The sequence below is a fragment of the Amycolatopsis sp. NPDC104863 genome (assembly GCF_055582965.1).
Genome location: NZ_JBVJOW010000009.1, coordinates 233886 through 255792 on the forward strand (window position 1 = coordinate 233886; position 21907 = coordinate 255792).

At 71.8% G+C, this 21907-nt stretch carries 20 protein-coding genes; 11 read left to right on the forward strand and 9 right to left on the reverse strand.

The features are described from left to right. Positions 1–137: 137 nt before the first annotated feature. The gene (locus tag ACZ63J_RS39760; protein ID WP_465399311.1) at positions 138–1550 is read left to right on the forward strand and encodes a nucleotide sugar dehydrogenase; all 1413 of its coding nucleotides are present in this window, start codon (positions 138–140) and stop codon (positions 1548–1550) included. Next, positions 1547–2551: an NAD-dependent epimerase/dehydratase family protein gene (locus tag ACZ63J_RS39765; RefSeq protein WP_465309837.1), complete on the forward strand. Its 1005-nt coding sequence runs from the start codon at positions 1547–1549 to the stop codon at positions 2549–2551. Before ACZ63J_RS39760 ends, ACZ63J_RS39765 begins: the two co-directional genes overlap by 4 nt. 4 nt (positions 2552–2555) lie before the next feature. Here ACZ63J_RS39765 and ACZ63J_RS39770 read toward each other — a convergent pair whose 3' ends face one another. The 4 genes from ACZ63J_RS39770 to ACZ63J_RS39785 form a co-directional block, all read right to left on the reverse strand. Continuing rightward, on the reverse strand, positions 2556–3890 hold the full coding sequence (locus ACZ63J_RS39770) for an amino acid permease (RefSeq protein WP_465399625.1): 1335 nt from the start codon (positions 3888–3890) through the stop codon (positions 2556–2558). A 95-nt stretch (positions 3891–3985) separates the two neighbouring features. Continuing rightward, the gene (locus tag ACZ63J_RS39775; RefSeq protein ID WP_465399310.1) at positions 3986–4933 is read right to left on the reverse strand and encodes an EamA family transporter; all 948 of its coding nucleotides are present in this window, start codon (positions 4931–4933) and stop codon (positions 3986–3988) included. A gap of 49 nt (positions 4934–4982) precedes the next feature. Beyond that, the gene (gene wrbA / locus ACZ63J_RS39780) at positions 4983–5597 is read right to left on the reverse strand and encodes an NAD(P)H:quinone oxidoreductase (RefSeq protein ID WP_465399309.1); all 615 of its coding nucleotides are present in this window, start codon (positions 5595–5597) and stop codon (positions 4983–4985) included. A gap of 33 nt (positions 5598–5630) precedes the next feature. Then, positions 5631–6455, reverse strand: coding sequence for a lysophospholipid acyltransferase family protein (locus ACZ63J_RS39785; protein WP_465399308.1), 825 nt, complete (start codon positions 6453–6455; stop codon positions 5631–5633). 876 nt (positions 6456–7331) lie between these two features. Here ACZ63J_RS39785 and ACZ63J_RS39790 point away from each other — a divergent pair. Together ACZ63J_RS39790 and ACZ63J_RS39795 are read left to right on the forward strand one after the other, a co-directional pair. Next, the gene (locus ACZ63J_RS39790) at positions 7332–9815 is read left to right on the forward strand and encodes a DNA translocase FtsK (RefSeq protein WP_465399307.1); all 2484 of its coding nucleotides are present in this window, start codon (positions 7332–7334) and stop codon (positions 9813–9815) included. A gap of 36 nt (positions 9816–9851) precedes the next feature. Then, the gene (locus ACZ63J_RS39795) at positions 9852–10286 is read left to right on the forward strand and encodes a hypothetical protein (RefSeq protein ID WP_465309842.1); all 435 of its coding nucleotides are present in this window, start codon (positions 9852–9854) and stop codon (positions 10284–10286) included. On the opposite strand, the gene ACZ63J_RS39800 is transcribed toward ACZ63J_RS39795, so the two are convergent. From ACZ63J_RS39800 to ACZ63J_RS39810, 3 genes are all read right to left on the reverse strand, one after another. Continuing rightward, on the reverse strand, positions 10279–10890 hold the full coding sequence (locus ACZ63J_RS39800) for a nitroreductase family protein (RefSeq protein ID WP_465439860.1): 612 nt from the start codon (positions 10888–10890) through the stop codon (positions 10279–10281). The two genes, ACZ63J_RS39795 and ACZ63J_RS39800, sit on opposite strands and share 8 nt — an antisense overlap. A 46-nt stretch (positions 10891–10936) precedes the next feature. Next, on the reverse strand, positions 10937–11371 hold the full coding sequence (locus ACZ63J_RS39805) for a phospholipase (protein WP_465439862.1): 435 nt from the start codon (positions 11369–11371) through the stop codon (positions 10937–10939). Between the two features lie 101 nt (positions 11372–11472). Beyond that, entirely contained in the window at positions 11473–11991 is a 519-nt protein-coding gene (locus ACZ63J_RS39810) for an amino-acid N-acetyltransferase (protein WP_465309845.1), read from the reverse strand. Between the two features lie 87 nt (positions 11992–12078). Here ACZ63J_RS39810 and rimO point away from each other — a divergent pair, with 87 nt between their 5' ends. The 7 genes from rimO (at position 12079) to ACZ63J_RS39845 (ending at position 19884) form a co-directional block, all read left to right on the forward strand. Beyond that, complete coding sequence (rimO, locus tag ACZ63J_RS39815) at positions 12079–13515, forward strand: 30S ribosomal protein S12 methylthiotransferase RimO (protein WP_465439864.1); 1437 nt, start codon at positions 12079–12081, stop codon at positions 13513–13515. Next, entirely contained in the window at positions 13512–14159 is a 648-nt protein-coding gene (gene pgsA / locus ACZ63J_RS39820; protein ID WP_465309847.1) for a CDP-diacylglycerol--glycerol-3-phosphate 3-phosphatidyltransferase, read from the forward strand. Before rimO ends, pgsA begins: the two co-directional genes overlap by 4 nt. Before the next feature lie 3 nt (positions 14160–14162). After that, positions 14163–14633, forward strand: a complete 471-nt coding sequence (locus tag ACZ63J_RS39825) for a CinA family protein (RefSeq protein ID WP_465439866.1) — start codon at positions 14163–14165, stop codon at positions 14631–14633. A gap of 99 nt (positions 14634–14732) precedes the next feature. Beyond that, complete coding sequence (locus ACZ63J_RS39830) at positions 14733–15200, forward strand: helix-turn-helix domain-containing protein (RefSeq protein ID WP_465309849.1); 468 nt, start codon at positions 14733–14735, stop codon at positions 15198–15200. Positions 15201–16124: 924 nt separating this feature from the next. Then, the gene (locus tag ACZ63J_RS39835) at positions 16125–16970 is read left to right on the forward strand and encodes a PspA/IM30 family protein (protein ID WP_465309850.1); all 846 of its coding nucleotides are present in this window, start codon (positions 16125–16127) and stop codon (positions 16968–16970) included. Between the two features lie 31 nt (positions 16971–17001). Then, positions 17002–17988 carry a phage shock envelope stress response protein PspM gene (pspM, locus tag ACZ63J_RS39840; protein ID WP_465399303.1) on the forward strand — a complete coding sequence of 329 codons (987 nt, stop codon included), beginning with the start codon at positions 17002–17004 and terminating at the stop codon, positions 17986–17988. 456 nt (positions 17989–18444) lie between these two features. Further along, on the forward strand, positions 18445–19884 hold the full coding sequence (locus ACZ63J_RS39845) for an allophanate hydrolase-related protein (RefSeq protein ID WP_465399302.1): 1440 nt from the start codon (positions 18445–18447) through the stop codon (positions 19882–19884). Here the strand turns inward: ACZ63J_RS39845 and ACZ63J_RS39850 are convergent. Continuing rightward, complete coding sequence (locus ACZ63J_RS39850; RefSeq protein ID WP_465399301.1) at positions 19856–20893, reverse strand: quinone-dependent dihydroorotate dehydrogenase; 1038 nt, start codon at positions 20891–20893, stop codon at positions 19856–19858. The genes ACZ63J_RS39845 and ACZ63J_RS39850 overlap by 29 nt on opposite strands. A gap of 65 nt (positions 20894–20958) precedes the next feature. Beyond that, complete coding sequence (locus tag ACZ63J_RS39855) at positions 20959–21528, reverse strand: GNAT family N-acetyltransferase (RefSeq protein ID WP_465399300.1); 570 nt, start codon at positions 21526–21528, stop codon at positions 20959–20961. Between the last annotated feature and the right edge of the window lie 379 nt (positions 21529–21907).

Sequence of the window (21907 nt, forward strand, 5' to 3'; positions counted from 1 at the left end):
CCGGCAAGTCGAAAGATGGAACGCACCACGCTCGGGCCGACAATTGTTCGACCGTTTTGCCCGGCATCCACGGTGTGACGACTTGACCGGCTGCCAAACGATTGTCAGACCGAGCTTTTTCTCTCGATGGAGACGAGATGCGAGCTGTATCCGACTACAAGGATCCCTCGGTGGCCGTCCTGGGCTTCGGCTACGTGGGGTCGTGCATCGCGGCCACGCTGGCCGACCTCGGGTTCGACGTCGTCGGCGTGGACGCCAACCCGGAGCTGGTCGAGGAGTTCGACCGGGGCCACTGCCGCTTCCAGGAGGCGGGCCTGGCCGAGGCGATCTCCCGCGCCCGTGCGGCCGGCAAGCTGCGGATCACCACCGACACCAGCGCGCTCGGCACCACCGACGTCGTGCTGATCACGGTGGGCACCCCGGTGCTCGAGGACGGGTCCCTGGCCGACGAACAGCTTCGCGGCGCCTGCGTCGAGGTCGGCAAGCACCTGCGCGAGGGCCAGCTGGTGGTGCTCAAGAGCACCGTCCCGCCGGGCACCACCCGGGGCGTGGTCCGGCCGATGCTGGAGGAGCAGAGCGGGCTGACCGCGGGCGCCGACTTCGGCCTCGCGTTCACCCCGGAGCGGCTCGCCGAGGGCACCGCCATGCGCGAGGTCCGGACGCTCCCGATCGTGGCGGGCGGCCTGGACGCGGACAGCACCCTCGCGGTCACCCGGTTCTGGCGCGAGACCCTGGGGGTCGAGGTCATCCCGCTGGACAGCATGGAGGCGGCCGAGGTCGTCAAGCTGGCCAACAACTGGTGGATCGACCTGAACATCGCGCTGGCCAACGAGCTGGCCAAGTTCTGCGCGCTCTACGGCGTGGACGTGCTCGACGTGGTCCGGGGGGCCAACACGATCACGAAGGGCAACGGGCGCGTCAACATCCTGCTGCCCAGCGTCGGCGTGGGCGGCTCCTGCCTGACCAAGGACCCGTGGATGGTCTGGGCGTCGGCCCGCCGGCACGGCGTCGACATCCGCACGGCGGCCGCGGGCCGGGACGTCAACGCCGGGATGCCCGAGTACACCGCGCGGCTGGCGATCGACACGCTCGCCGAGCTCGGCAAGGACCCGACGCAGGCCACGGTGGCCGTGCTCGGCCTCGCGTTCAAGAACAACACCGGCGACCTGCGGGCCACGCCCACGCAGGGGATGATCGAGGTGCTGCGCAAGACCGGCGCCACGGTGCGGATCCACGACCCGCTGGTCGATCCCCGCCTGGCCGAGGACCTGTTCGGCTTCGCGCTCACCGAGAACCTCGACGACGCCGTGCGCGACGCCGACTGCATCGCCGTGCTGGCGCTGCACCGGGACTTCGAGGACATCGACTTCGCGGCACTGCCGGTCGCGGAGTCCTGCCTGGTGCTGGACGGCCGGGCCTACTACAGCAAGGACAAGATCGACGCGCTCAAGGACCTGGGCTACGTCTACCGGGGGATCGGCCGGGGCACCACGCCGGCCGTCGCCGGCAGTGCCCCGGGTGCGGCCGAAGAAGGGGAGTTGGCGGCATGACCAACGTCGTCGAGTTCTCGACCGGCCGCCGGGCCGTGGTCACCGGGGGCAACGGGTTCATCGGGGGCCACCTGGTGAAGCGGCTGGTCGAACGGGGTGACCGGGTCACCGTCTTCGACGGGGCGCCGCCCGCGCGGCCGGTCGCCGGCGGCCGGGTGCAGTACGTCCAGGGTGACATCCGCGACGCGGCCGCGATCTCCGCGGTCATCTCCGACGACGTCGACGTCGTCTACCACCTGGCCGCGGTGGTCGGCGTGGACCAGTACCTGGCCCGCCCGCTGGACGTCATCGACATCAACGTCATCGGCACCCGCAATGTGCTGGAGGCGGCCCACCGCGCCGGCGCGAAGCTGATCCTGGCCAGCACCAGCGAGGTGTTCGGCAAGAACCCGGCCGTGCCGTGGCGCGAGGACGACGACCGGGTGCTCGGCTCCACCTCCTCGACGCGGTGGGTCTACTCCTCCACCAAGTCGGTGACCGAGCACCTGACCTTCGCGTTCGTCCGCCAGCTCGGGCTGGACGCGACGATCGTGCGCTTCTTCAACGCGTACGGCCCCGGCCAGCGGCCCGCCTACATCGTCAGCCGGTCGGTCCACCGGGCGCTCAACGGCGAGTCGATGGTGGTCTACGACGAGGGCACGCAGACGCGGTGCTTCACCTTCGTCGAGGACGCCGTGGAGGGCACGATCCTCGCCGCGACGCACCCGGACTCCCGGGGCGAGGCGTTCAACATCGGCAGCATGGTGGAGACCACGGTCGGGGAGGTCGTCGGCCTGATCGGCGAGCTGACCGGGGCCCGGACCGAGGTCATCGACGTCGACACGACGAAGAAGCTGGCCTCCTACGAGGACCTGCCGCGCCGGATCCCGGACACCACCAAGGCCCGCGAGATCCTGGGCTGGGAGTGCCGCACGTCGCTGCGGGACGGCCTGGCCGCCACGATCGCGTGGGCCCGGGAGAACGACTGGTGGCTGCAGCAGCCCGACAGCGGGGCGGCCTGAGCGCTCATTCCCGCGTGATGCCCGCCGGACCGCGGGCATCACGCGGGGACCGCCGCCGGAGCACGGCGTAGACGGCCAGGATCACCGCCAGGCTGACCAGGCTCAGGTACAGCTGGGCTCGGGTGTCCGCGTCCACGAACAGCATCGAGGCGACCACGACGAGCGTCAGCGCCAACGTCAGCCAGCTCAGCCACGGGTAGCCCCACATCCGCAGCTTCAGCTTCTCCGGCGCCGTTTCCTCCAGGCTGCGCCGCATCCGCAGCTGCGAGCCGCAGATGATCGCGTACACGAACAGCGCCACCGCGCCCGCCGAGTTGATGATGAAGTAGAAGATCTTGTCGGGGGAGACGTAGCTCATCACCACGGCGACGTAACCGACCGAAGTGGACACCAGGATCGCCTTCCACGGCACGCCGCGGCGGTTCGTGTCCGCGATCCAGGACGGCGCCCAGCCGTGGCGGTGCAACGCGAACAGCATCCGGGATGCCGTGTACAGCCCGGAGTTCAGCACCGACAGCGCGGCCGTCAGGACGACCGCCGACACGATCGTCGCCGCCGCCGGGACACCGAAGCGGCCGAACGCGGCCGCGAACGGGCTCGTCTCGCTCGGCACCTCGCGCCACGGCGTGATCATCACCAGCAGCGCCACCGAGCCGACGTAGAACACGATCACGCGCCAGACGATCGTCGACGTCGCCTTGCGGACAGCCGTCTCCGGCTGGTCCGACTCGGCCGCGGCGATCGTCACGATCTCCGCGCCGAAATAGGAGAAGATCACGATCACCACGCCGTGGACGACGGAAAACCCGCCGTTCGGGACGAAGCCGTCGAGCCCGATGTTGCCCACCGAGAAGTGCGCGCCCGGCCAGAGCCCGAGCACGAACAGCAGGCCCAGCACCAGGAACACGACGATGGTGGCGACCTTGATCGAGGCCAGCCAGAACTCCGTCTCGCCGAACGAGCGCGCCGACGCCAGGTTCGTCGCCGTCAGCAGCAGCATCAGCGCCAGCGAGAACACCCATTGCGGCACACCGGGAACCCAGCCCTGCAGGATCTTCGCGCCGGCGACCGCTTCGAACGCGACCACGCCGACCCAGAAGTACCAGTACAGCCAGCCGATCGTGAAGCCCGCCCAGCCGCCGAGCGAGTCGCGCGCGTACTCCATGAACGAGCCCAAGGACGGCGCCGCGGTCGCCATCTCGCCGAGCATCCGCATGACGAGCACCACGAGCAGCCCGCCGAGCGCGTAGGAGAGCACGGCGGCCGGGCCGACGGTGTGGACCACCGCGCCGCTGCCGATGAACAGGCTCGCGCCGATGATGCCGCCGAGGGCGATCATCCGGACGTGCCGCTGCCGGAGCTCGGGCTTGAGGCCCTGGGTCTTCGCCGTCACGGTGGGGAATTCTCGCACCCGAGCGCAACCCCGTGAAGAGATCAGCTCGTCAGGATCTCCGACTTGCGCTGCACCAGGTACGCGCCGCCGAGCAGGATCGCCGAGCCGAGCAGCTGGACCCAGGTCAGCTCCTCGCCGATCAGCGCCCAGGCCGCGACGGTGGTGATCACCGGCTCGACCAGGCCGAGCACACTGGCCACCGACGCGGGCAGGTGCCGCAGCGACGAGATCCCGAAGACGTAGGCGAGCACCGTCGCGACCAGGATCAGCAGGACCATCAGCAGCCACACGGGCGGCTGCCAGGAGCCGAACTCGACGTCGACGGCGAGCAGCTCGACCGGCCACGTCCACGGCGGCGCGACGAGGCTGATCAGCACCGCGCCGATCACCATGCCCCAGGTGACCAGGCCCAGCGGGTCGATGTCGGCGACCGCGCGTTCGCCCAGCAGGAAGTACCCGGCCGAGCACACGGCTGCGCCGAGGCCCGCGAGCAGCCCGACGCCGTTCAGCGTCACGCCCTGCCAGACCTGCGCGACCAGCGACAGGCCCACCATGGCCAGCGCGATGCCGCCCCAGACCGAGCGGGGCAGCCGGTGCCGCCGCACGAACCGCACCCACAGCGCGATGAGCACCGGCGAGATGAACTCCAGCAGGATCGCGATGCCGACCGGGATCCGGCCCGCGGCGACGAAGTAGAGCAGCTGCACCCCGGCGACGCCGAGCAGGCCGTAGCCGGCCAGGACCGGCAGCTCGGCCCGGCGCACCCGCAGCTTCCGCGGCGCGACCAGTGCCACGCCGGCGAGCAGGACGACGCCGGCCAGGCCGATCCGCATCGCGGCCACCTGTTCCGGGGTGAACCCGGCGGACATCGCGGACTTGCCCAGCGTGCCCGACGTGCTGAAGAACAGCGCCGCGAGCAGGACGAGCGTGGTCCCGCGGCCGCGGTGGGCGACCCGGGGTGGCGCGAGGACGGGGAGCTCGGTGGTCACCGTCGCGACTCTAGGGCCCGCGACGTCACTGCCGAAACGCTTTTTCCGGTTATTCCGCCTGCTTCAGCCCGGTCGCGACGTGCGTGGTGATCGTCGCGAGCCGGCGCCCCTGGACCCGCAGCGCGCCGAGGGCGAGCTCGTCCGGCGCGGCGGACTTGCGGGAGACGAACGAGCCGCCGTACGGGTTGCCGGACTCCATCAGGTGCGGGTCGGTGTAGCCGAGCGGGACGACGATCGCGCCCCAGTGGTAGAAGACGTTGTTGATCGCCAGCAGCGTCGACTCCAGGCCGCCGTGGCGGGTGGACGCCGTCGTGAACGACGTCGCGACCTTGTCGGCCAGCTTTCCCTTCGCCCACAGGCCACCTGTGCTGTCCAAAAAGGACTTCAGCTGGGCGGCCGGGCCGCCGAACCGGGTCGGGCTGCCGACGGCGAGGCCGTCGGCCCAGACGAGGTCGTCGAGCGTGGCCAGGGCGTGGTGCGGGCCCGAGTCGATCCAGGCCTGCCACCGCGGGTTCTGCGCGATCGCCTCGGCGGGCACGGTCTCCGGCACGGTCCGCACCCGCACGTCGGCCCCGGCCTCCCGCGCGCCGGCGGCGAGTGCCTCGGCGAGGGCGGCGGTGTTCCCGGTCGAGCTGTAGTAGACGACGAGTATCCGTGTGCTCACGTCCGCCGACTCTAGGGGCTTGAAGAGGGTGTCTCAGGATCCGGACGGCGGCCGCTGCGGCTTCCACGGGCTGACGGTGTCGGTCGGCCGCGTGGGGTCGTGGAAGCGCGGACGGTCGAACTCGCCGGCGCGCAGCGGGACCAGGCCGTCGGCGATCGCCTGCATGATCTTCGCGTGCGCGCGCACCCCGGCGCCGGGCCGCGCCGGCTCGACGTCCGAGAGGTCGACGGGATCGCCGAAGTGGACGCGGAACTTCGGCCGGCGCAGGGGGGCGCTGAGCCCGGAGCGGGCCAGCGGGACCAGGTCGGCCGGGCCGTTGACGGTCTCGGTGCCCCAGTAGACGGCCTCGTGCGCGCCCCACTGGCTGATGGGGATCACCGGCACGTCCGCGGCCAGCGCGAGCCGGGCGGCGCCGGTCTTGCCGCGCTCCGGCCACAGGCCCGGGTCGTGGCTGATCCGGCCCTCGGGGTAGACGATGAGCGGCTCCCGAGTGGTCTTGAGCGCCTCGACGGCCTCGGCGAACTGCCCGACGGCGGTGCTCGCCTGCTTCCGGTCGACCCGCAGGTGGCCGCTGACCCGCAGCGCCGGCCCGATGACGGGGGCGTCCAGGATGCCGCCGGCCAGCATGAACCGCGGGTTGATCCCGATCCGCTTGCAGGCGGCCATCAGCACGAAGGCATCGAAAACGCCGATGTGGTTCGCAGCCATCAGCAGCGGCTTGCCCCGCAGCTGGGCGGGGATCCGCCCGCTGACGGTGAGCCGCCCGACGAGGTTCACCAGCCCCCGGTCGATGTTCAGCATGGTCCGCCAGATGGCCGGGGCACGGCGGGACGAGTCGTCGGTGCGCAGCGCGAACATGCGCAGAGTTTGGCAGACGCCGATTTCACCCGGATGTGCACTGGTTGGTGGGGGTGGGTGGGCGGTTTGCGCGGGACGGGGCGGAGCGCGAGTGGCCCTTTCGTGCGGTGCGGGGGGGCGCGAGTGGCCCTTTCGTGCTCCGGCTGCGGCGCGACTGGCCCCTTCGCGCGGCTCGGCGGGCGCGAGTGGCCCCTTCGCGCTCCGGCTGCGGCGCGGGTGGCCCTTTCGCGCTCTGCTGGCGGGCGCGAGTGGCCCGTTCGCGCTCTGAGGGGCGGTGCGAGTGGCCCGTTCGTGCGGTCCGGCGGGCGCGAATGGCCCCTTCGCGCTCCGGCTGCGGCGCGGGTGGCCCTTTCGCGCTCTGCTGGCGGGCGCGAGTGGCCCGTTCGCGCTCTGAGGGGCGGTGCGAGTGGCCCTTTCGTGCGGCTCGGCGAGTGCGAGTGGCCCTTTCGTGCGGTCTGGCCGGCGCGAATGGCCCCTTCGCGAGGCCCCGGCGGGCGCGAGTGGCCCTTTCGCGCAGCCCAGCAGGCGCGAGCGGCCCGTCCGTGCGGCCTGGCCGGTACGACTGGCCTCGTTCGCGCAGCCCCTGCGGGTGCGAGTGGCCCGTTCGTGCTCTGGCTGCGCCGCGACTGGCCCTTTCGCGCGGTCCGGCAGGTGCGAGCGGCCCGTTCGCGAGGCCCCGGCGGGCGCGAGTGGCCCTTTCGCGCAGCCCGGCGGGCGCAACCGGCCCGTTCGCACCCCCACCGGCGCGAACGGCCCTTTCGCACCCCCCACCCCTTCACCCGGATGGCCGCTCACCCCCCGCCGTGAGGCAGAAGTTCACCCTGCGCTGAGAGTGGCGCATGGGACGAAAGGCAACGGCCGGTTACCGTTGAAGGCATGGCTGGGTCGGCGACAAGGAAGCGAAGCACGGGAAGCGGCGCGAAGGGGGCAGCGGCGCGTAAGCCGCGTACACCCGCGAAGCCACGTACCTCCGCAACCCGCAAGCCGGCCCCCCGCGCGCGCCGCAAGACGCCCGGGATCTTCGGCAAAGGGGTCCGGGGAACCTGGAACCTGCTGGCCAAAGGCATCGGCACGCTGGCCAGGACGGTCGGCCGCACCCGGGAGCTCGAACCCGAACACCGCCGCGACGGTCTCGCACTCGGGCTGATGGCGCTGGCCATCGTGGCAGCCGTCGGGGTCTGGTGGCGGGCGGCCGGCCCGATCGGCGCCGGGGTCGAGATCGCGACCCGGACCGTGCTCGGCGCCGGAGCCGTGACCCTTCCTCTGGTGCTGGTCGTCGTCGCCGTTGCGCTCATGCGGTCCGAACCGCATCCCGAAACACGCCCGCGGATGGTGATCGGCACGATCATGGTCGTGCTGTCCGTGCTCGGGATGCTGCACATCTTCACCGCGCTCCCGGCCACCAACGACGGCCGGATGTACGCCGGCGGCATCATCGGCGCCTTCTCCGGCGGGCTGCTGACCATGGGCGTCACCACCTGGGTCGCGGTGCCGATCCTGATCCTCGCCCTGGCCTTCGGTGTGCTCGTCTTCACCGGGACGCCGGTGCGCGAGATCCCGCACCGCCTGCGCAACTGGGGCCTCGACGAGGACGAGATCGCCGAGGCCGACCCGAAGTCCGGTTTCGCCACTGACGAGGACGCGGTCACCGAGGCCGACCCGAAGTCCGCGCGGCTGCGCAAGCCGTCGCGCCGCCGGCAGGCCGCCGACGCCAACCCCGAGCAGCTGGACATCGACGCGATGCTGGCCGAGGCGCCGACGCCGATCAAGCCGCCGAAGGCCGCGCCCAAGCCGGTCGAGGTGCCCGAGAAGAAGCCGAAGAAGGCTCCGGAACCGCCGCTGGCCGTCACGCGGACCGTCGAGGGCGACTACCAGCTCCCGCCGCCCGACCTGCTGAAGCTCGGCGACGCGCCGAAGTCCCGCAGCAAGGCCAACGACGCCATGATCGAGGCGATCACCGGCGTGCTGGAGCAGTTCAGCATCGACGCCCAGGTCACCGGCTTCACCCGCGGCCCCACAGTCACCCGCTACGAGGTCGAGCTCGGCCCGGGCGTGAAGGTCGAGAAGATCACCGCGCTGACCAAGAACATCGCCTACGCCGTCGCGACCGACAACGTCCGGCTGCTGGCGCCGATCCCCGGCAAGTCCGCGGTCGGCATCGAGGTGCCGAACTCCGACCGCGAGATGGTCCGCCTGGGTGACGTCCTGCGGGCGCCGTCCACGGTCAAGGACAACCACCCGATGGTGATCGGCCTCGGCAAGGACATCGAGGGCCACTTCGTCACCGCGAACCTGACGAAGATGCCCCACCTCCTGGTCGCCGGCTCCACCGGTTCCGGTAAGTCGAGCTTCGTCAACTCGATGCTGGTGTCGCTGCTCGCGCGGGCGACGCCGGACGAGTGCCGGATGATCCTGATCGACCCGAAGATGGTCGAGCTGACGCCCTACGAGGGCATCCCGCACCTGATCACGCCCATCATCACCCAGCCGAAGAAGGCCGCCGCCGCGCTGGCCTGGCTGGTGGAGGAGATGGAGCAGCGCTACCAGGACATGCAGGTCAACAAGGTCCGGCACATCGACGACTACAACAAGAAGGTCAAGTCCGGCGAGATCACCGCGCCGCCGGGGTCCGAGCGCGAGTACCGGCCGTACCCGTACATCATGGCGATCGTCGACGAGCTCGCCGACCTGATGATGACCGCCCCGCGCGACGTCGAAGACGCGATCGTCCGCATCACCCAGAAGGCCCGCGCGGCCGGCATCCACCTGGTCCTGGCGACGCAGCGGCCGTCGGTCGATGTCGTCACCGGCCTGATCAAGACCAACGTGCCCTCGCGGCTGGCGTTCGCGACTTCGTCGCTGACGGACTCGCGGGTCATCCTCGACCAGCCGGGCGCGGAGAAGCTGATCGGCATGGGCGACGCGCTCTACCTGCCGATGGGCGCCGGCAAGCCGGTCCGCATCCAGGGCGCGTTCGTCGGCGACGAGGAGATCTCCTCGGTCGTCAACTACGCCAAGGAGCAGGCGCAGCCGGACTACCAGGACGGCGTCACGGCGCAGAAGGCCGGCGAGAAGAAGGAGATCGACCCGGACATCGGGGACGACCTGGACGTGCTGCTGCAGGCGGCGGAGCTGATCGTGACGTCCCAGTTCGGCTCGACGTCGATGCTGCAGCGCAAGCTCCGGGTCGGCTTCGCCAAGGCCGGGCGGCTGATGGACCTGCTGGAAAGCCGGGGGATCGTGGGCCCGTCGGAGGGCTCGAAGGCCCGCGACGTGCTGATCAAGCCGGAGGAGCTGGAGTCGGTCCTGTTCATGATCCGCGGCGGCGACCCCGTGCCCGCGGATCCGGACGACGAGTAGTGCAACCCGCCCCCGGGCCCGTTCCGTCCTGAGCACATGGACCTGCAGCGCATCGCAGCCGGACTGTTCGCCTTCGCCGTCGTGGCGGCCGGCGCCGGGAGCGCCGTCGCCTCCGGGCAGGCTCCGGCCCTGCCCGGCCGGCCGCCGGCGTCGTCGACCGTGAGCACCGCTCCCGCCGGGGACGTCACCCTGCGCCTCGGCCAGGAGGCCGCCGTGCAGGGCAAGGACCTGAGCATCCGGTACACGCGCGTCGTCAGCGACTCGCGGTGCCGGCCGAACATGACCTGCGTCTGGCAGGGCGAGGCCACCCTGGCCTTCCTGCTCAGCGAGCCCGGCCGCGGCGAGAGCACCACGGCCGAGCTGCACAGCGGGCCGCGCACCGGCCCCCAGGCCACCACCTTCGCCGCCAGCCACGTCGAGCTGGTCTCGGTCAGCGAAGACGGCGGAGAGGCGACCGTCCGGATCAGCTGAGCGGCGTGCCCCAATGGTCGAGGTAGGCCACCTCCGCCAGCGGGACCCGCGGGGCCGGCTTGAAGTCGGGCACCGTCGTGTACGCCACCGGCAGCAGCCCGGCCTGCGTGTACCCCTCGGGCACCCCGAGGATCTCGGCCGCCTCGGCCTCGCGGGAGAGGTGATACGTCGTGAGCGTCGAGCCCAGGCCGCGCGAACGCAGCGCCAGCTGGAAGTTCCAGACCGCCGGGAAGATGCCGCCGTAGAAGGCCGCGTCCACCGCGTTCTCCCCGGCCGGCCGCCCCTTCAGGCACGGGATCACGAACACCGGCACCCGCTCGATCACGTCGACCAGGTGCCGCCCGGACGCCAGCGCCCGGGACTCGCCCTCACCCGCTCGCTCGGCCAGGTACGCCTCGCCGACCTCGCGGAAGAGCACGCCCAGCCGGTTCTTGACACCCTGGTCGCGCACCACCAGCCAGCGCCACGCCTGGACGTTGCCGGGGGTCGGGGCCTGCAGGGCCAGGTTGAGGCACGCCTCGAGGACCTCGGGCTCGACGGGCCGGTCGAGGTCGAGCTTGCGGCGCACCGCGCGGGTCGTGCTGAGCAGGTGATCGATCTCCATGCCCCCATCCTGGCCCGGACCGCGCCGGCCCGGGCCAGGGGAGGACTCAGCCGCCGAACTTGCGGACCGCCTGGTAGTACGTCCAGGCCGCGCCCTTGCACGCCACGTTGGACCCGCAGACGCTCTTCAGGTCGGAGTACAGGTTGTCGTCGATCTTCAGCCGGTTCGCCTCGCTGAACCGGCCCTGCGTCTTGTAGTTGCGGTAGCCGAAGTCGTGCCGGTGGCAGCCGGGCAGGAACTGCCAGCCGAACGGCGTGTCCGGCGACCAGGAGCAGCCGTCCGACGACCAGTCGAGCTGGCCGTTGTAGGGCGCCTGGTTCCGGATCGACTCGAAGCCGGACAGGGAGGTGGAGAAGAGGTACTGGTCGGTGACCGTCGGAATGTCGACGGCCGCGGCGGTGCCGGTGCCCAGCAGGGCGCCCGCGCCGACAGAAACGGCCACCGTCAAGGTGGCCCCCAGGTTCCGCAGTGTCGTGCGCATCGTGTGTTCCCTCGCCGATCAGGTGGACGATTGCCTGATCAGCTTCGGGCCTCGGGTGGCGCTCGTCACCGCCCGAAAGAAGGTTGTTCGGAAAATTTCCCTCAGAGTTCGAGCAGCATGCGTGAATTGCCCAGGGTGTTGGGCTTGACGTAGGGCAGGTCGAGGAACTCGGCGACGCCGGTGTCGTGCGAGCGCCGCATCTCCTCGAAGACCTCGTGCGACACCGGGGCGCCGTCGATCTCCACGAAGCCGTGGCCGGCGAAGAAGCTGGTCTCGAAGGTCAGCACGAACAGCCGCCGGAGACCGAGCTCACGCGCCTCGTCGACCAGCCGGCCCACCAGCACCCGGCCGATCCCCTGGCCGCGGGCGGCCTTGTCGACCACGACCGTGCGCAGCTCGGCGATGTCCTCCCAGAGCACGTGCAGCGCGGCCGCGCCGACGACCTCGCCCGCGGTCTCGGCCACCCAGAACTCCTGGACCGCCTCGTACAGCGTGACCAGGTCCTTCTCCAGCAGGACGCGGCCCGCGTCCGAGTCGACGAGGTCCTTGATCTTGCGGACGTCGGCGATCCGCGCGCGGCGGACGGTCGGGCGGGGCGAGTCGGACGGCACGATCGTCAACACTGCCACATCGCCCGGCGGCCGCGCCGACACGACCGGGCTACGCCGTCGTCGGCGCGCCGGGACCCGGCGGCTACCCTGAACGTCGTGCCTTCTCCCACCACGGATCCCAGTGCCACCCGACGCGTCTCCCTGCTGACCCTGGGCTGCGCCCGCAACGAGGTCGACTCGGAGGAGCTGGCGGGCCGGCTGGCGGCCGGCGGCTGGGAGCTGGCGGCCGATCCCGAGGACTCCGACGTCGTGGTGGTCAACACCTGCGGCTTCGTCGAGTCGGCCAAGAAGGACTCGGTCGACACGCTGCTGGCGGCCTCCGACACCGGCAAGAAGGTCGTCGCCGTCGGCTGCATGGCCGAGCGGTACGGCCACGAGCTGGCCGACAGCCTGCCCGAGGCGGACGCCGTCCTCGGCTTCGACCACTACGCCGCCCTCTCCGACCGCCTCGACGACGTCGTCGCCGGGCGCAAGGTCGAGTCGCACACGCCGGGCGACCGCCGCAAGCTGCTGCCGATCAGCCCGGTGCAGCGGCCCGCCGCGGCCGAGACCGTCGAGGTGCCCGGCCACGCGCAGCACGGCTGGGGCCCGCGGGTGCTGCGCACGCGCCTGGACGACTCGCCGGTGGCCGCGCTGAAGATCGCCTCCGGCTGCGACCGGCGCTGCTCGTTCTGCGCCATCCCGTCGTTCCGCGGCTCGTTCGTGTCCCGGCAGCCGGACGAGATCGTCGCCGAGGCGATGTGGCTGGCCGAGCACGGCGTCAAGGAGCTGTTCCTGGTCAGCGAGAACTCGACGTCCTACGGCAAGGACTTCGGCCGCGACGGCGCCACCGCGCTCGAGCGGCTGCTGCCGCGGCTGGCCGAGATCGACGGCATCGAGCGCGTCCGCGTCTCCTACCTGCAGCCGGCCGAGACGCGCCCGCAGCTGGTCAAGGCCATCGCGACCACGCCGGGGGTCGCCGAGTACTTCGACCTGTCGTTCCAGCACTCCAGCGAGCAGGTGCTGCGCCGGATGCGCCGGTTCGGCTCGACCGACTCGTTCCTCGCGCTGACCGAGCAGATCCGCGAGTACGCGCCCGAGGCCGGCATCCGCACCAACGTGATCGTCGGGTTCCCCGGCGAGACCGAGCACGACCTGAGCGAGCTGGAACGCTTCCTGACCGGCGCGCGCCTCGACGCGGTCGGCGTCTTCGGCTACTCCGACGAGGACGGCACCGAGGCCGAGACCTTCGACGGCAAGCTCGACCCCGAAGAGGTCGCCCGGCGCGTCACGCGGATCTCCGCGCTGGTCGAGGAGCTGACCGCGCAGCGCGCCGAGGACCGCGTCGGCACCTTCGTCGACGTGCTCGTCGAGCTGGACGACGACGGCGAGCTCACCGGCCGCGCCGCGCACCAGGCCCCCGAGGTCGACGGCGAGTGCGTCATCCTCGACGCGCCGGACAAGACCGAAGTGGGCGACTTCCTGCGCTGCGAGGTCGTCGACTCGGCGGGTGTCGACCTGGTCGTCCGCGCGGTGCCGGACGCCGACCGGTGAGTGCGCTCCCCAGCGACGCCGCCGACGAGGGCCTGAGCCCGGACGCCCCGGCGCCCGCCCAGGTCCCCGAGCCGACCCCGGTCCCGACCCTGAACATCGCGAATCTCCTGACGCTCTCGCGCCTGGTGCTGGTGCCGCTGTTCGTCGTCGCGCTGTTCACCGGCGACGGCGTCGACACCACCTGGCGCGCGATCGCCACCGGGCTGTTCGCCGTCGCCTCCGCCACCGACCAGCTCGACGGCTGGGTGGCCCGCAAGTACGGCCTGATCACCGACTTCGGCAAGATCGCCGACCCGATCGCGGACAAGGCGCTCACCGGCGCCGCGCTGGTGGGCCTGAGCATCCTCGGCATGCTCGGCTGGTGGGTCACGATCGTGATCGCGGTCCGCGAGATCGGCGTCACGCTGCTGCGGTTCTGGGTGATCCGCCACGGCGTGATCCCGGCCAGCCGCGGCGGCAAGGCCAAGACGATGGCCCAGATCGCCGCGATCACCGCCTACCTGCTGCCGCTGCCCGCCGGGGCCGACCCGGTCCGCTGGGCGCTGATGGGTCTCGCGCTGGTGCTGACCGTCGTCACCGGCGTCGACTACCTGGTCCGGGCACTGCGGCTGCGGGCGGCCGGCCGCCGGGTCACCGGGAGCTGAGCGGTGGCCGACGAGCAGGCCGCGGCGCTGGTCAAGGCCCTGGTCGCGCGCGGGGAGACGGTCGCCGCCGCCGAGTCGCTGACCGCGGGGCTGGTCTGCGCCACCCTGGCCCAGGTGCCGGGGGCGAGCGCGGCGCTGCGCGGCGGCCTGGTGGTCTACGCCACCGAGCTGAAGACGCGGCTGGCCGGGGTGGACCCCGAGCTGCTCGCCGAACACGGCGCCGTGCACCCCGAAGTGGCGGCCCAGCTCGCCGAGGGCGCCCGCGACCGCTGCGGCGCGACGTGGGGCCTCGGGCTCACCGGCGTGGCCGGGCCGTCGCCCCAGGACGGCGTCGGGCCGGGCACGGTGCACATCGGTATCGCGGGGCCGGGAACACGCACAGTCCGTACGCTGGCCTCGAGCGGTGATCGCGACTTGATCAGGACCCGATCGGTCCAGGCGGCGTTTGCCCTGCTCGGGGAACATCTGGCGTGAACCGGGCGTTCGCCCTTGGCGTACGGGGTCACCAACTCCTGCGCCCGGGGGGCCGCTCTGGGTAACGTAGGGGGTACTTGTACGGAAGGGAGGCGCGTGATGACCGTGCTGTTGCGTGAGGCGATCGGTGATCGGCTCCGTCATGCCCGCACCAACCAGCGTCGTACGCTGCGCGACATCTCCCGCGCCGCCAGGGTCAGCCTCGGCTACCTCTCGGAGGTGGAACGGGGCCAGAAGGAGGCGTCGAGCGAGCTGCTCGCGTCCATCTGCCAGGCCCTGGACCTTCCGCTCGGCGAACTGCTGCACAAGGTGGCGGCGGACGTTTCGGCCCTCGACAACGTCGAGGTCGCACCGGTCGACGAGCGGATCGTGGAGGGCGCGCCCCGGGAGAAGGTGCCCGAGCGCGGCGCCAAGGCCTCCGCGGCGGGCATCGAAGGCGGCCGCCTGATGTCGGAGCTGATCGGCAACGACCTCGCCGACCTGCGGGTGTCCCCGCCGCCGCGGATGAACACCACCCTGCGCACGACGATCGGCCAGCCGAAGCTGGCCTCGACGATCGCCGCATAGTCACGAATCGGACACGACGGACGGCCTCGGGCAGTGTGCCCGGGGCCGTTTCGCGTGGGTTCGGTGAGGCGCCGAGGGTGGGTTCGGCGGGTCCGGGGGCGGGTGGGTGCTCGTGGGCCGCTGCGACGGCTTTCGGCTGCGCGGCCTGGTCCGGGGCGTCACCTCGGCAGACCGCAGCCCGTTTTCGCCGGATTTCCACGCGCCGGCCTCGCCAACCCACCCGGGGGCCGGGCGTGTCGCGCAGGGCGGTTTCGGCCGGGCGGGTGCTGGTGGGGCCGTCGTGGCGGCTTTCCGGAGCGCCCGATTCGGCCGCCCGGCCTGGTCCCGGGCATCCTCCGGCAGGCCTCGGGCAACCCGCCCGCCGCTCCGTTCGCGTGGGCCAGGAGCGGTTTTGGCCGGTCCAGTGCCAGGCGGGCGCTCGTGGCGCCGCCCGGCGAGCCTGCCGGGAGGATTTCGGCCGCTCGACCTGGCCCGGCGCCTTCCGCGGGCGTCGTCCGGCAGCCCACGGCCGATTTTCCGCCGGATTTCCGCGTCCTACCCCGGGCAACCCGTCCGCTGCCCGTTCGCGCGGGCCAGGGGCGGTTTTGGCCGGTCCGGGGCCAGGCGGGCGCTCGTGGCGCCGCCCGGCGAGCCTGCCGCGAGGCCGCCAGACCTGGTCCGGGGCATCCTCCGGCAGCCCACGGCCCGTTTTCCGCCGGATTTCCACTCCCCACCCCGGGCAACCCGTCCGGGGCCGGGCGCGTTACCTACCGGGGTGATCAGGGGGCGAACCCTGAAATCCCCCGGGGTCGCCTGGAATGGACGTGGCCGACCTGACACGATGGAACCCGACGCCGGGGTCGGTGCGTTGCTAGTGCAGGGGAGTGACGCCCCACCCCGAGGACTACTCAAGGCCCGTGGGACGCAAGAAGGCAGGCGGAGGAGATGGCCAACCCGTTCGTGAAGTTCTGGAAGTACCTGATGGCGTCGTTCTCGTCGAAGATCGACGAGCACGCCGACCCCAAGGTGCAGATCCAGCAGGCCATCGAGGAGGCACAGCGCAACCACCAGGCGCTGACGCAGCAGGCCGCCTCCGTGATCGGCAACCAGCGCCAGCTGGAGATGAAGCTCAACCGGCAGCTCGGCGACGTCGAAAAGCTGCAGGCGTCCACCCGGCAGGCGCTCGTCCTCGCGGACGAGGCGCGCGCGAAGGGTGACGAGCAGAAGGCGACCGAGTTCGAGACCGCCGCGGAGAGCTTCGCGACGCAGCTCGTCACGGCCGAGCAGAACATCGAGGACCTCAAGACGCTGCACGACCAGTCGCTGCAGGCGGCGGCCCAGGCCAAGAAGGCCGTGGAGCGCAACTCGCAGATGCTGCAGCAGAAGCTGGCCGAGCGCACGAAGCTGCTCTCGCAGCTGGAGCAGGCGAAGATGCAGGAGCAGGTCTCCGCTTCGCTGAACCAGATGAGCCAGCTGGCCGCGCCGGGCAACACGCCGTCGCTGGAAGAGGTCCGCGACAAGATCGAGAAGCGCTACACCACGGCGCTGGGGCAGGCGGAGCTCGCCCAGAACTCGGTCCAGGGGCGCATGATGGAGGTCCAGGCCTCCACCACGCAGTTCGCCGGGCAGTCGCGGCTGGAGCAGATCCGCGCGTCCATGCGCGGTGACTCCGTCGCCCAGGTGACCGACGGCGGTGCGGCGGCGGCCGCGAAGCCGGCGAGCAGCTCGGCCGACATCCAGCGTGAGATCCAGGCGCGCGTGCAGGCGGAGCAGGGCAAGAACCCGGCCTGACCGCGGGCCACGGAGTTCGAAGGGGGCGAGCATGGGGCAGCAGGGCAGGCGTCGCGACTTCAGCGAGTTCAGTGCGAAGCTGGAGAAGCACATCGAGAAGCTGCCCGACTACGCCGTGCGCGCCCAGGAGAAGCTCCAAAAGGTGCAGCGGTACTTCCCGCCGGCCGACCAGGCCGGCGGGAAGCCCGCAGCCCCGCCCCCGAACCCCCTGCGCCGGCCGCCGGTGCGGCGGCCCGACATGGCGACCTCGCTGACGTCGATGGCGAGCCAGGTGCCGGCGTTCGCCGAAGCGCGGGCCAAGTGGGACCGCTGGAACCACCCCGCCGCGAAGCTCGAGCGCCGCAAGCGCCGGACGTCGCGCGCGATGACGTTGTGGATCCTGCTGACGATCTTGTGCGGCGTGCTCACCGTGGCCGCCGGGCTGGGCTGGATGAGCGCCACCGGCGCCCCGATGATGCCGCAGGCGATCATGGCGTTCGCCGGGGCCGTCGTGTTCGGCACGTTCGGCGTCCGGTCCGGCTTCAAGCTGCGTGAACTGAAGCGCACCCCGATCCCGGCCGCGCCGGCCGGGCCACCGCCGCTGCCCGCGGCCGGATCCGCCGCGCGCGAGCCGATGGAACGGCTCGCCGAGTGCGAGGCCTCGCTGACGGAGCTGCTGCGTCAGCTCTCGGTGCCGTCTTCGGTCGGCACGGTGCCGGTGTCCGAAGTGTCCGTCGCGGACGCCCGGCAGACGGCCGTCGAAGCCGCCGCGGCCCTGCGCGGCCTGGCGGCCCGCATCCAGGCGATCGAACGCGGGCGCAACTCCGCGCCCGCGCGCGAACAGGCGGCCCTGGACGCGGCGGTCGGCAAGCTCCGCGAACAGCTCGACGACGGCCTCGAGGGCTACCGCGGCCTGGTCGCCGCGGCCAGCCACACGGTCGCCGCCTCCAGCGATGGCCTGGTCACGTCCAAACAGGCCCTCACCGACGCGACGGACCACCTGGCCGGCCTGGCCATGGCTCTGCGCGAACTCTCCTGACCCGAGCCGTCCACTCAGGCCCGTGACCCGGGCCGGAACTCACGTGATCAGACCCGTAACTCGCGTGATCAGAGCCGTAACTCGCGAGTTCCGGCTTCAATCACGCGAGTTACGGGCCCAGTCACGCGAGTTCCGGGCTCCATCACGCGGATTCGGGCGTTCTTGCGCCGTTCGGATTTGAAACTCGGCCGTTCGGGTGCGGGTATCCGGGTGTTCCGGACCTTGGTCACCCGGCGTGCGTGATCGTGCGTTTCACCCCGGCGTCGCCCCCTGTTCACCTCTTGGTGCCGAAACACGGGCGTAATCGGAAACTGATGGCTACGGAAACGTGGGCGATCTAACGTTTCTGTCATGCATGCAGAGGTGTCACTCGCCGGGAGGCCCGCCGTGCTTTGAGGATCGCCGGCGCCGACCGTACACAGTGGACTTTCTCGACCGCCGAGGAAAGGACGCCCCGTGAACACGCTCCCGCCGGACCCGGATCCCGTCCCCGTCACCCCGCCCACCGCCTCCGAGCGCGTCATCGCGGCCTTCGAACGCATCAGCGCCGTCGGCCGCCCCGAACTCTGGTCCACCCTCCGCGCCGTCGAAGACGTCCTGGTCGACGCCAAGGCCGTCGACGAACGGGTCAAGGCGGGGGAGGACCTCCCGCTGGCCGGCACCGTCTTCGCCGTGCCGGAGCTGATCGACGTCGCCGGGCAGCCGTCCGGCCGGACCGTCCCGGAAACCAGCGCCACGGTCGTTTCGCGGCTCACCGCGGCCGGCGCCGTGGTGCTCGGCAAGACCGGCGCCGCGCCCGTGGCCTCGGCGTGGGACCGGACCAAGGCCGGCGGCCGCGGGGCGGCGGTCGTCGTCGCGCTGGGCGTCGTCGACCTGGCGCTGAGCACGGCGGGCGCGGTCCCGGCCGCGCTGAACGCCGTCGTCGCGCTGAAACCGACCCGCGGCCTGCTGCCGATGACGGGCGTCCGGGCCGCCGAACCCCTGTCCGTGTACACGAAGGGCCTGGTCGCCGGCCGCCGCGCGCTCGCGCTGATGACCGGACCGGACGGCGTCTCCCCGACGCGCACCTGGCCCGAAGACGTCCGTCTCGGCGCGGGGGAGCACCCGCGCATCGCGTACCCGCACGACCTGCCCCTGAGCCCCGCCGCGGCGATGGCGTTCGAGGGGGTCGTCCAGCGGCTGACGGCGGCCGGCGCCGTCCTCGAGCCGGTCTCGCTCGACGAGCACACCTTCGGCGACGCGCTCCTCCTGCCGACGGTCCCGGACCACCCCGACCTCGCCGACGTGCTGGCCGACCCGGCCGGGGTGGGCCACCGCCTGGCCGGCTGCACGGCGTTCGCCAACCTCCTGGACGTCGCGGCGGTCACTGTCCCGGTCCAGCCGGGCGACACGCGCCCCTTCGGGGTCACCTTCCTGACGCGGGCGTTCGAGGACCAGATCGGCCTCGACCTCGCGACCGTCTGCACCGACGAACCCATGACGCCCTACCCGGAGCCCGGCGAGGACGTCGTGGTGTTCGGCGCCCACCTGCGCGGCCAGCCGCTCAACCCCGAGCTCACCGGCCTCGGCGCCCGCTTCACCGCGCCGGTCCGGACCACCGGGAGCTACCGGATGGTGCTGCTGGACACCGAACCGCCGCAGCCGGGCGTCCTGGACGCCGCCGAGGGCGCGACGCTCGACGGGGAGCGCTGGCGGCTGTCCCCGGCCGCGTTCGACCGCTTCGCCGCCACGCTGAAGCCGCCGTTCGTGCTGGACCGCGTCGAGCTCGAGGACGGCTCCCGGCCGCTCGCGGTGCGGTGCGACCCGGCTGTGGAAGGAAAGGGTCTGGACCGCTACGAATCCTGGCGCGGTTACGTGCGCTTCACGTCTACCGCCGGGCCGCGAGACCCCGGCTGACCCGGCGCACCAGGCCCGGCCCGTGCAGCGCGAACCCCGTGTAGAGCTGCACAAGTGACGCTCCGGCGTCCACCAGCCGGACCGCGTCGTCCGGGCCCAGGATCCCGCCGACGCCGATGATCGGCAGGCTCCCGCCGGTGTGGTCGTGCACGAACCGCACGACCTCCGCCGCGCGGGTGGTCAGCGGCCGGCCGGACAGGCCTCCCCCCTGCCCGGCCAGGCTGCTCTCCGCGGGCGCGATGCCGTCGCGGGCGAGCGTGGTGTTCGTGGCGATGATCCCGGCGACGCCGTGTTCGAGCGCGACTTCCAGCAGCTCGGCGAGAGCGTCGTCGGTCAGGTCGGGCGCGACCTTCACCAGGACCGGCGTCGGGGTGCGCCCGCCGGCCAGCTCGGCGGACGTCGAACGCAGCTCGCCGAGCAGCTCGGCCAGCGCGGTGCGGTCCTGCAGCTGCCGCAGCCCCGGCGTGTTGGGGGAGCTGACGTTGACCGCGAAGTAGTCGGCGTACGGGTACAGCGCGCGCAGCGAGAACCGGTAGTCCTCGACGGCTTCTTCGAGCGGCGTGACCTTCGACTTGCCGATGCTGACCCCGAGCGGCACACCGGGTTTGCCGTCCCGGGCGAGCTTGGCCGCGAGAGCCTCCGCGCCGTTGTTGTTGAACCCCATGCGGTTGATCACCGCGTCACTGGCGGGGAGGCTGAACAGCCGCGGTTTCGGGTTGCCCGGCTGCGCCAACCGCGTCACCGTGCCGACCTCGACAAAACCGAAGCCCAGCGCGGCCCACGCGGGCAGCGCGCGGCCGTTCTTGTCCATCCCGGCGGCGAGGCCGACGCGGTTGGGGAACCGCAGGCCGAGCACGGTCACCGGGTCGTCGACGCGGTAGACGCCGCCCAGGGCGGGCGCGACCTTGCCGAGCCGGGACAGGACGCCGATCGTGCGCTCGTGCACCAGCTCGGGATCGTGGTAGGACAGCCGGTACAGCGCCGGGCGGACGATCTTGTCGAAGAACACGCCCCCATGCTGCCAAACCGCCCGGGAGCCGCGACCGGAGCGTCACTCGGGCGTGAAGGCGCCCACTATTCGCTGGCTTCGCGGGCCTTCCACTCGTCCTCGAGCATCGCGTATACCAGCTCGTCGGTCCACTCGCCCTTGACGATCTCGTTCTCCCGCAGGTGCGCTTCCTCGCGCATCCCGAGCCGCTCCATGAGCGAGGCGGACGCGGTGTTGCGGCCGTCGCACCGGCCGATCACGCGGTGCAGCCCCAGGTCCTCGAACGCCAGCCGCAGCAGCTCGGTCGCCGCTTCGGCGGCCAGGCCCTTGCCGTGGTGGTCGGGGTGGAAGACGAACCCGATCTCGCCCTGCCGGTGTTCGCTGCTGAGCCACTCGAGGTTCAGGTCGCCGATCAGCTGCCCGGTCGAAGCCAGCTCCACCGCGACCGCCAGGAACTGCCCTTCCTTCGTCAACGTCGAACTGTGCACCCGTTTCGCGAGGGCCGCGGCCGATTCGGCGCGGCTGCGCGGGCCCCAATACAGGTAGCGGGCGACGTCGGCACGGGACTGGAAGGAGTTCAGCGCGTCGAGGTCGTCGGGCGTGAACGGGCGCAGGAGCAGGCGAGCCGTGGTGATCGGGTAGTCGGGCCTGAGCATGCCATCAGGCTAGCGACGCGTGACCCGTCCGGGGGATGGAACGGCGAAAAGCAATCGGCGAAACCGGAGGTTTGGTCGCCGGACGGTCGTCCGGCGCGGACGGGCGGTCTGACCTGCACAAATGAGCGGTTTAAGGGGTGCCCCCAGGGTGCCTCTCGAGCGCCGTCAAACGCTCGAGCCCGGGCCGGACCGGTGCCCGGGAACCCTGGAGGCCCGGTGACTGCCTGGTATTCGCTCTCAGGCAAACACGTGAAGCAGGCGATGAGCCGAAGGTGGCTCGTGTTGTATCGCTGCTCAAAGTCCCATCACGTGCCATCCGCTAGCGGACAGTCACCTCACGAGTCCTGTTGGAATACAACTTAGGACCACCTCCTCTCTC

Coding starts and splice junctions, on each gene's coding strand:
- ACZ63J_RS39760 (WP_465399311.1), top strand. CDS start 138: ATGCGAGCTGTATCCGACTACAAGGATCCCTCGGTGGCCGTCCTGGGC.
- ACZ63J_RS39765 (WP_465309837.1), top strand. CDS start 1,547: ATGACCAACGTCGTCGAGTTCTCGACCGGCCGCCGGGCCGTGGTCACC.
- ACZ63J_RS39770 (WP_465399625.1), bottom strand. CDS start 3,890: ATGATCGCCCTCGGCGGCATCATCGGCGCGAGCCTGTTCATCGGCAGC.
- ACZ63J_RS39785 (WP_465399308.1), bottom strand. CDS start 6,455: ATGTTCGCGCTGCGCACCGACGACTCGTCCCGCCGTGCCCCGGCCATC.
- ACZ63J_RS39790 (WP_465399307.1), top strand. CDS start 7,332: ATGGCTGGGTCGGCGACAAGGAAGCGAAGCACGGGAAGCGGCGCGAAG.
- ACZ63J_RS39795 (WP_465309842.1), top strand. CDS start 9,852: ATGGACCTGCAGCGCATCGCAGCCGGACTGTTCGCCTTCGCCGTCGTG.
- ACZ63J_RS39800 (WP_465439860.1), bottom strand. CDS start 10,890: ATGGAGATCGATCACCTGCTCAGCACGACCCGCGCGGTGCGCCGCAAG.
- ACZ63J_RS39805 (WP_465439862.1), bottom strand. CDS start 11,371: ATGCGCACGACACTGCGGAACCTGGGGGCCACCTTGACGGTGGCCGTT.
- ACZ63J_RS39830 (WP_465309849.1), top strand. CDS start 14,733: ATGACCGTGCTGTTGCGTGAGGCGATCGGTGATCGGCTCCGTCATGCC.
- ACZ63J_RS39835 (WP_465309850.1), top strand. CDS start 16,125: ATGGCCAACCCGTTCGTGAAGTTCTGGAAGTACCTGATGGCGTCGTTC.
- pspM (WP_465399303.1), top strand. CDS start 17,002: ATGGGGCAGCAGGGCAGGCGTCGCGACTTCAGCGAGTTCAGTGCGAAG.
- ACZ63J_RS39855 (WP_465399300.1), bottom strand. CDS start 21,528: ATGCTCAGGCCCGACTACCCGATCACCACGGCTCGCCTGCTCCTGCGC.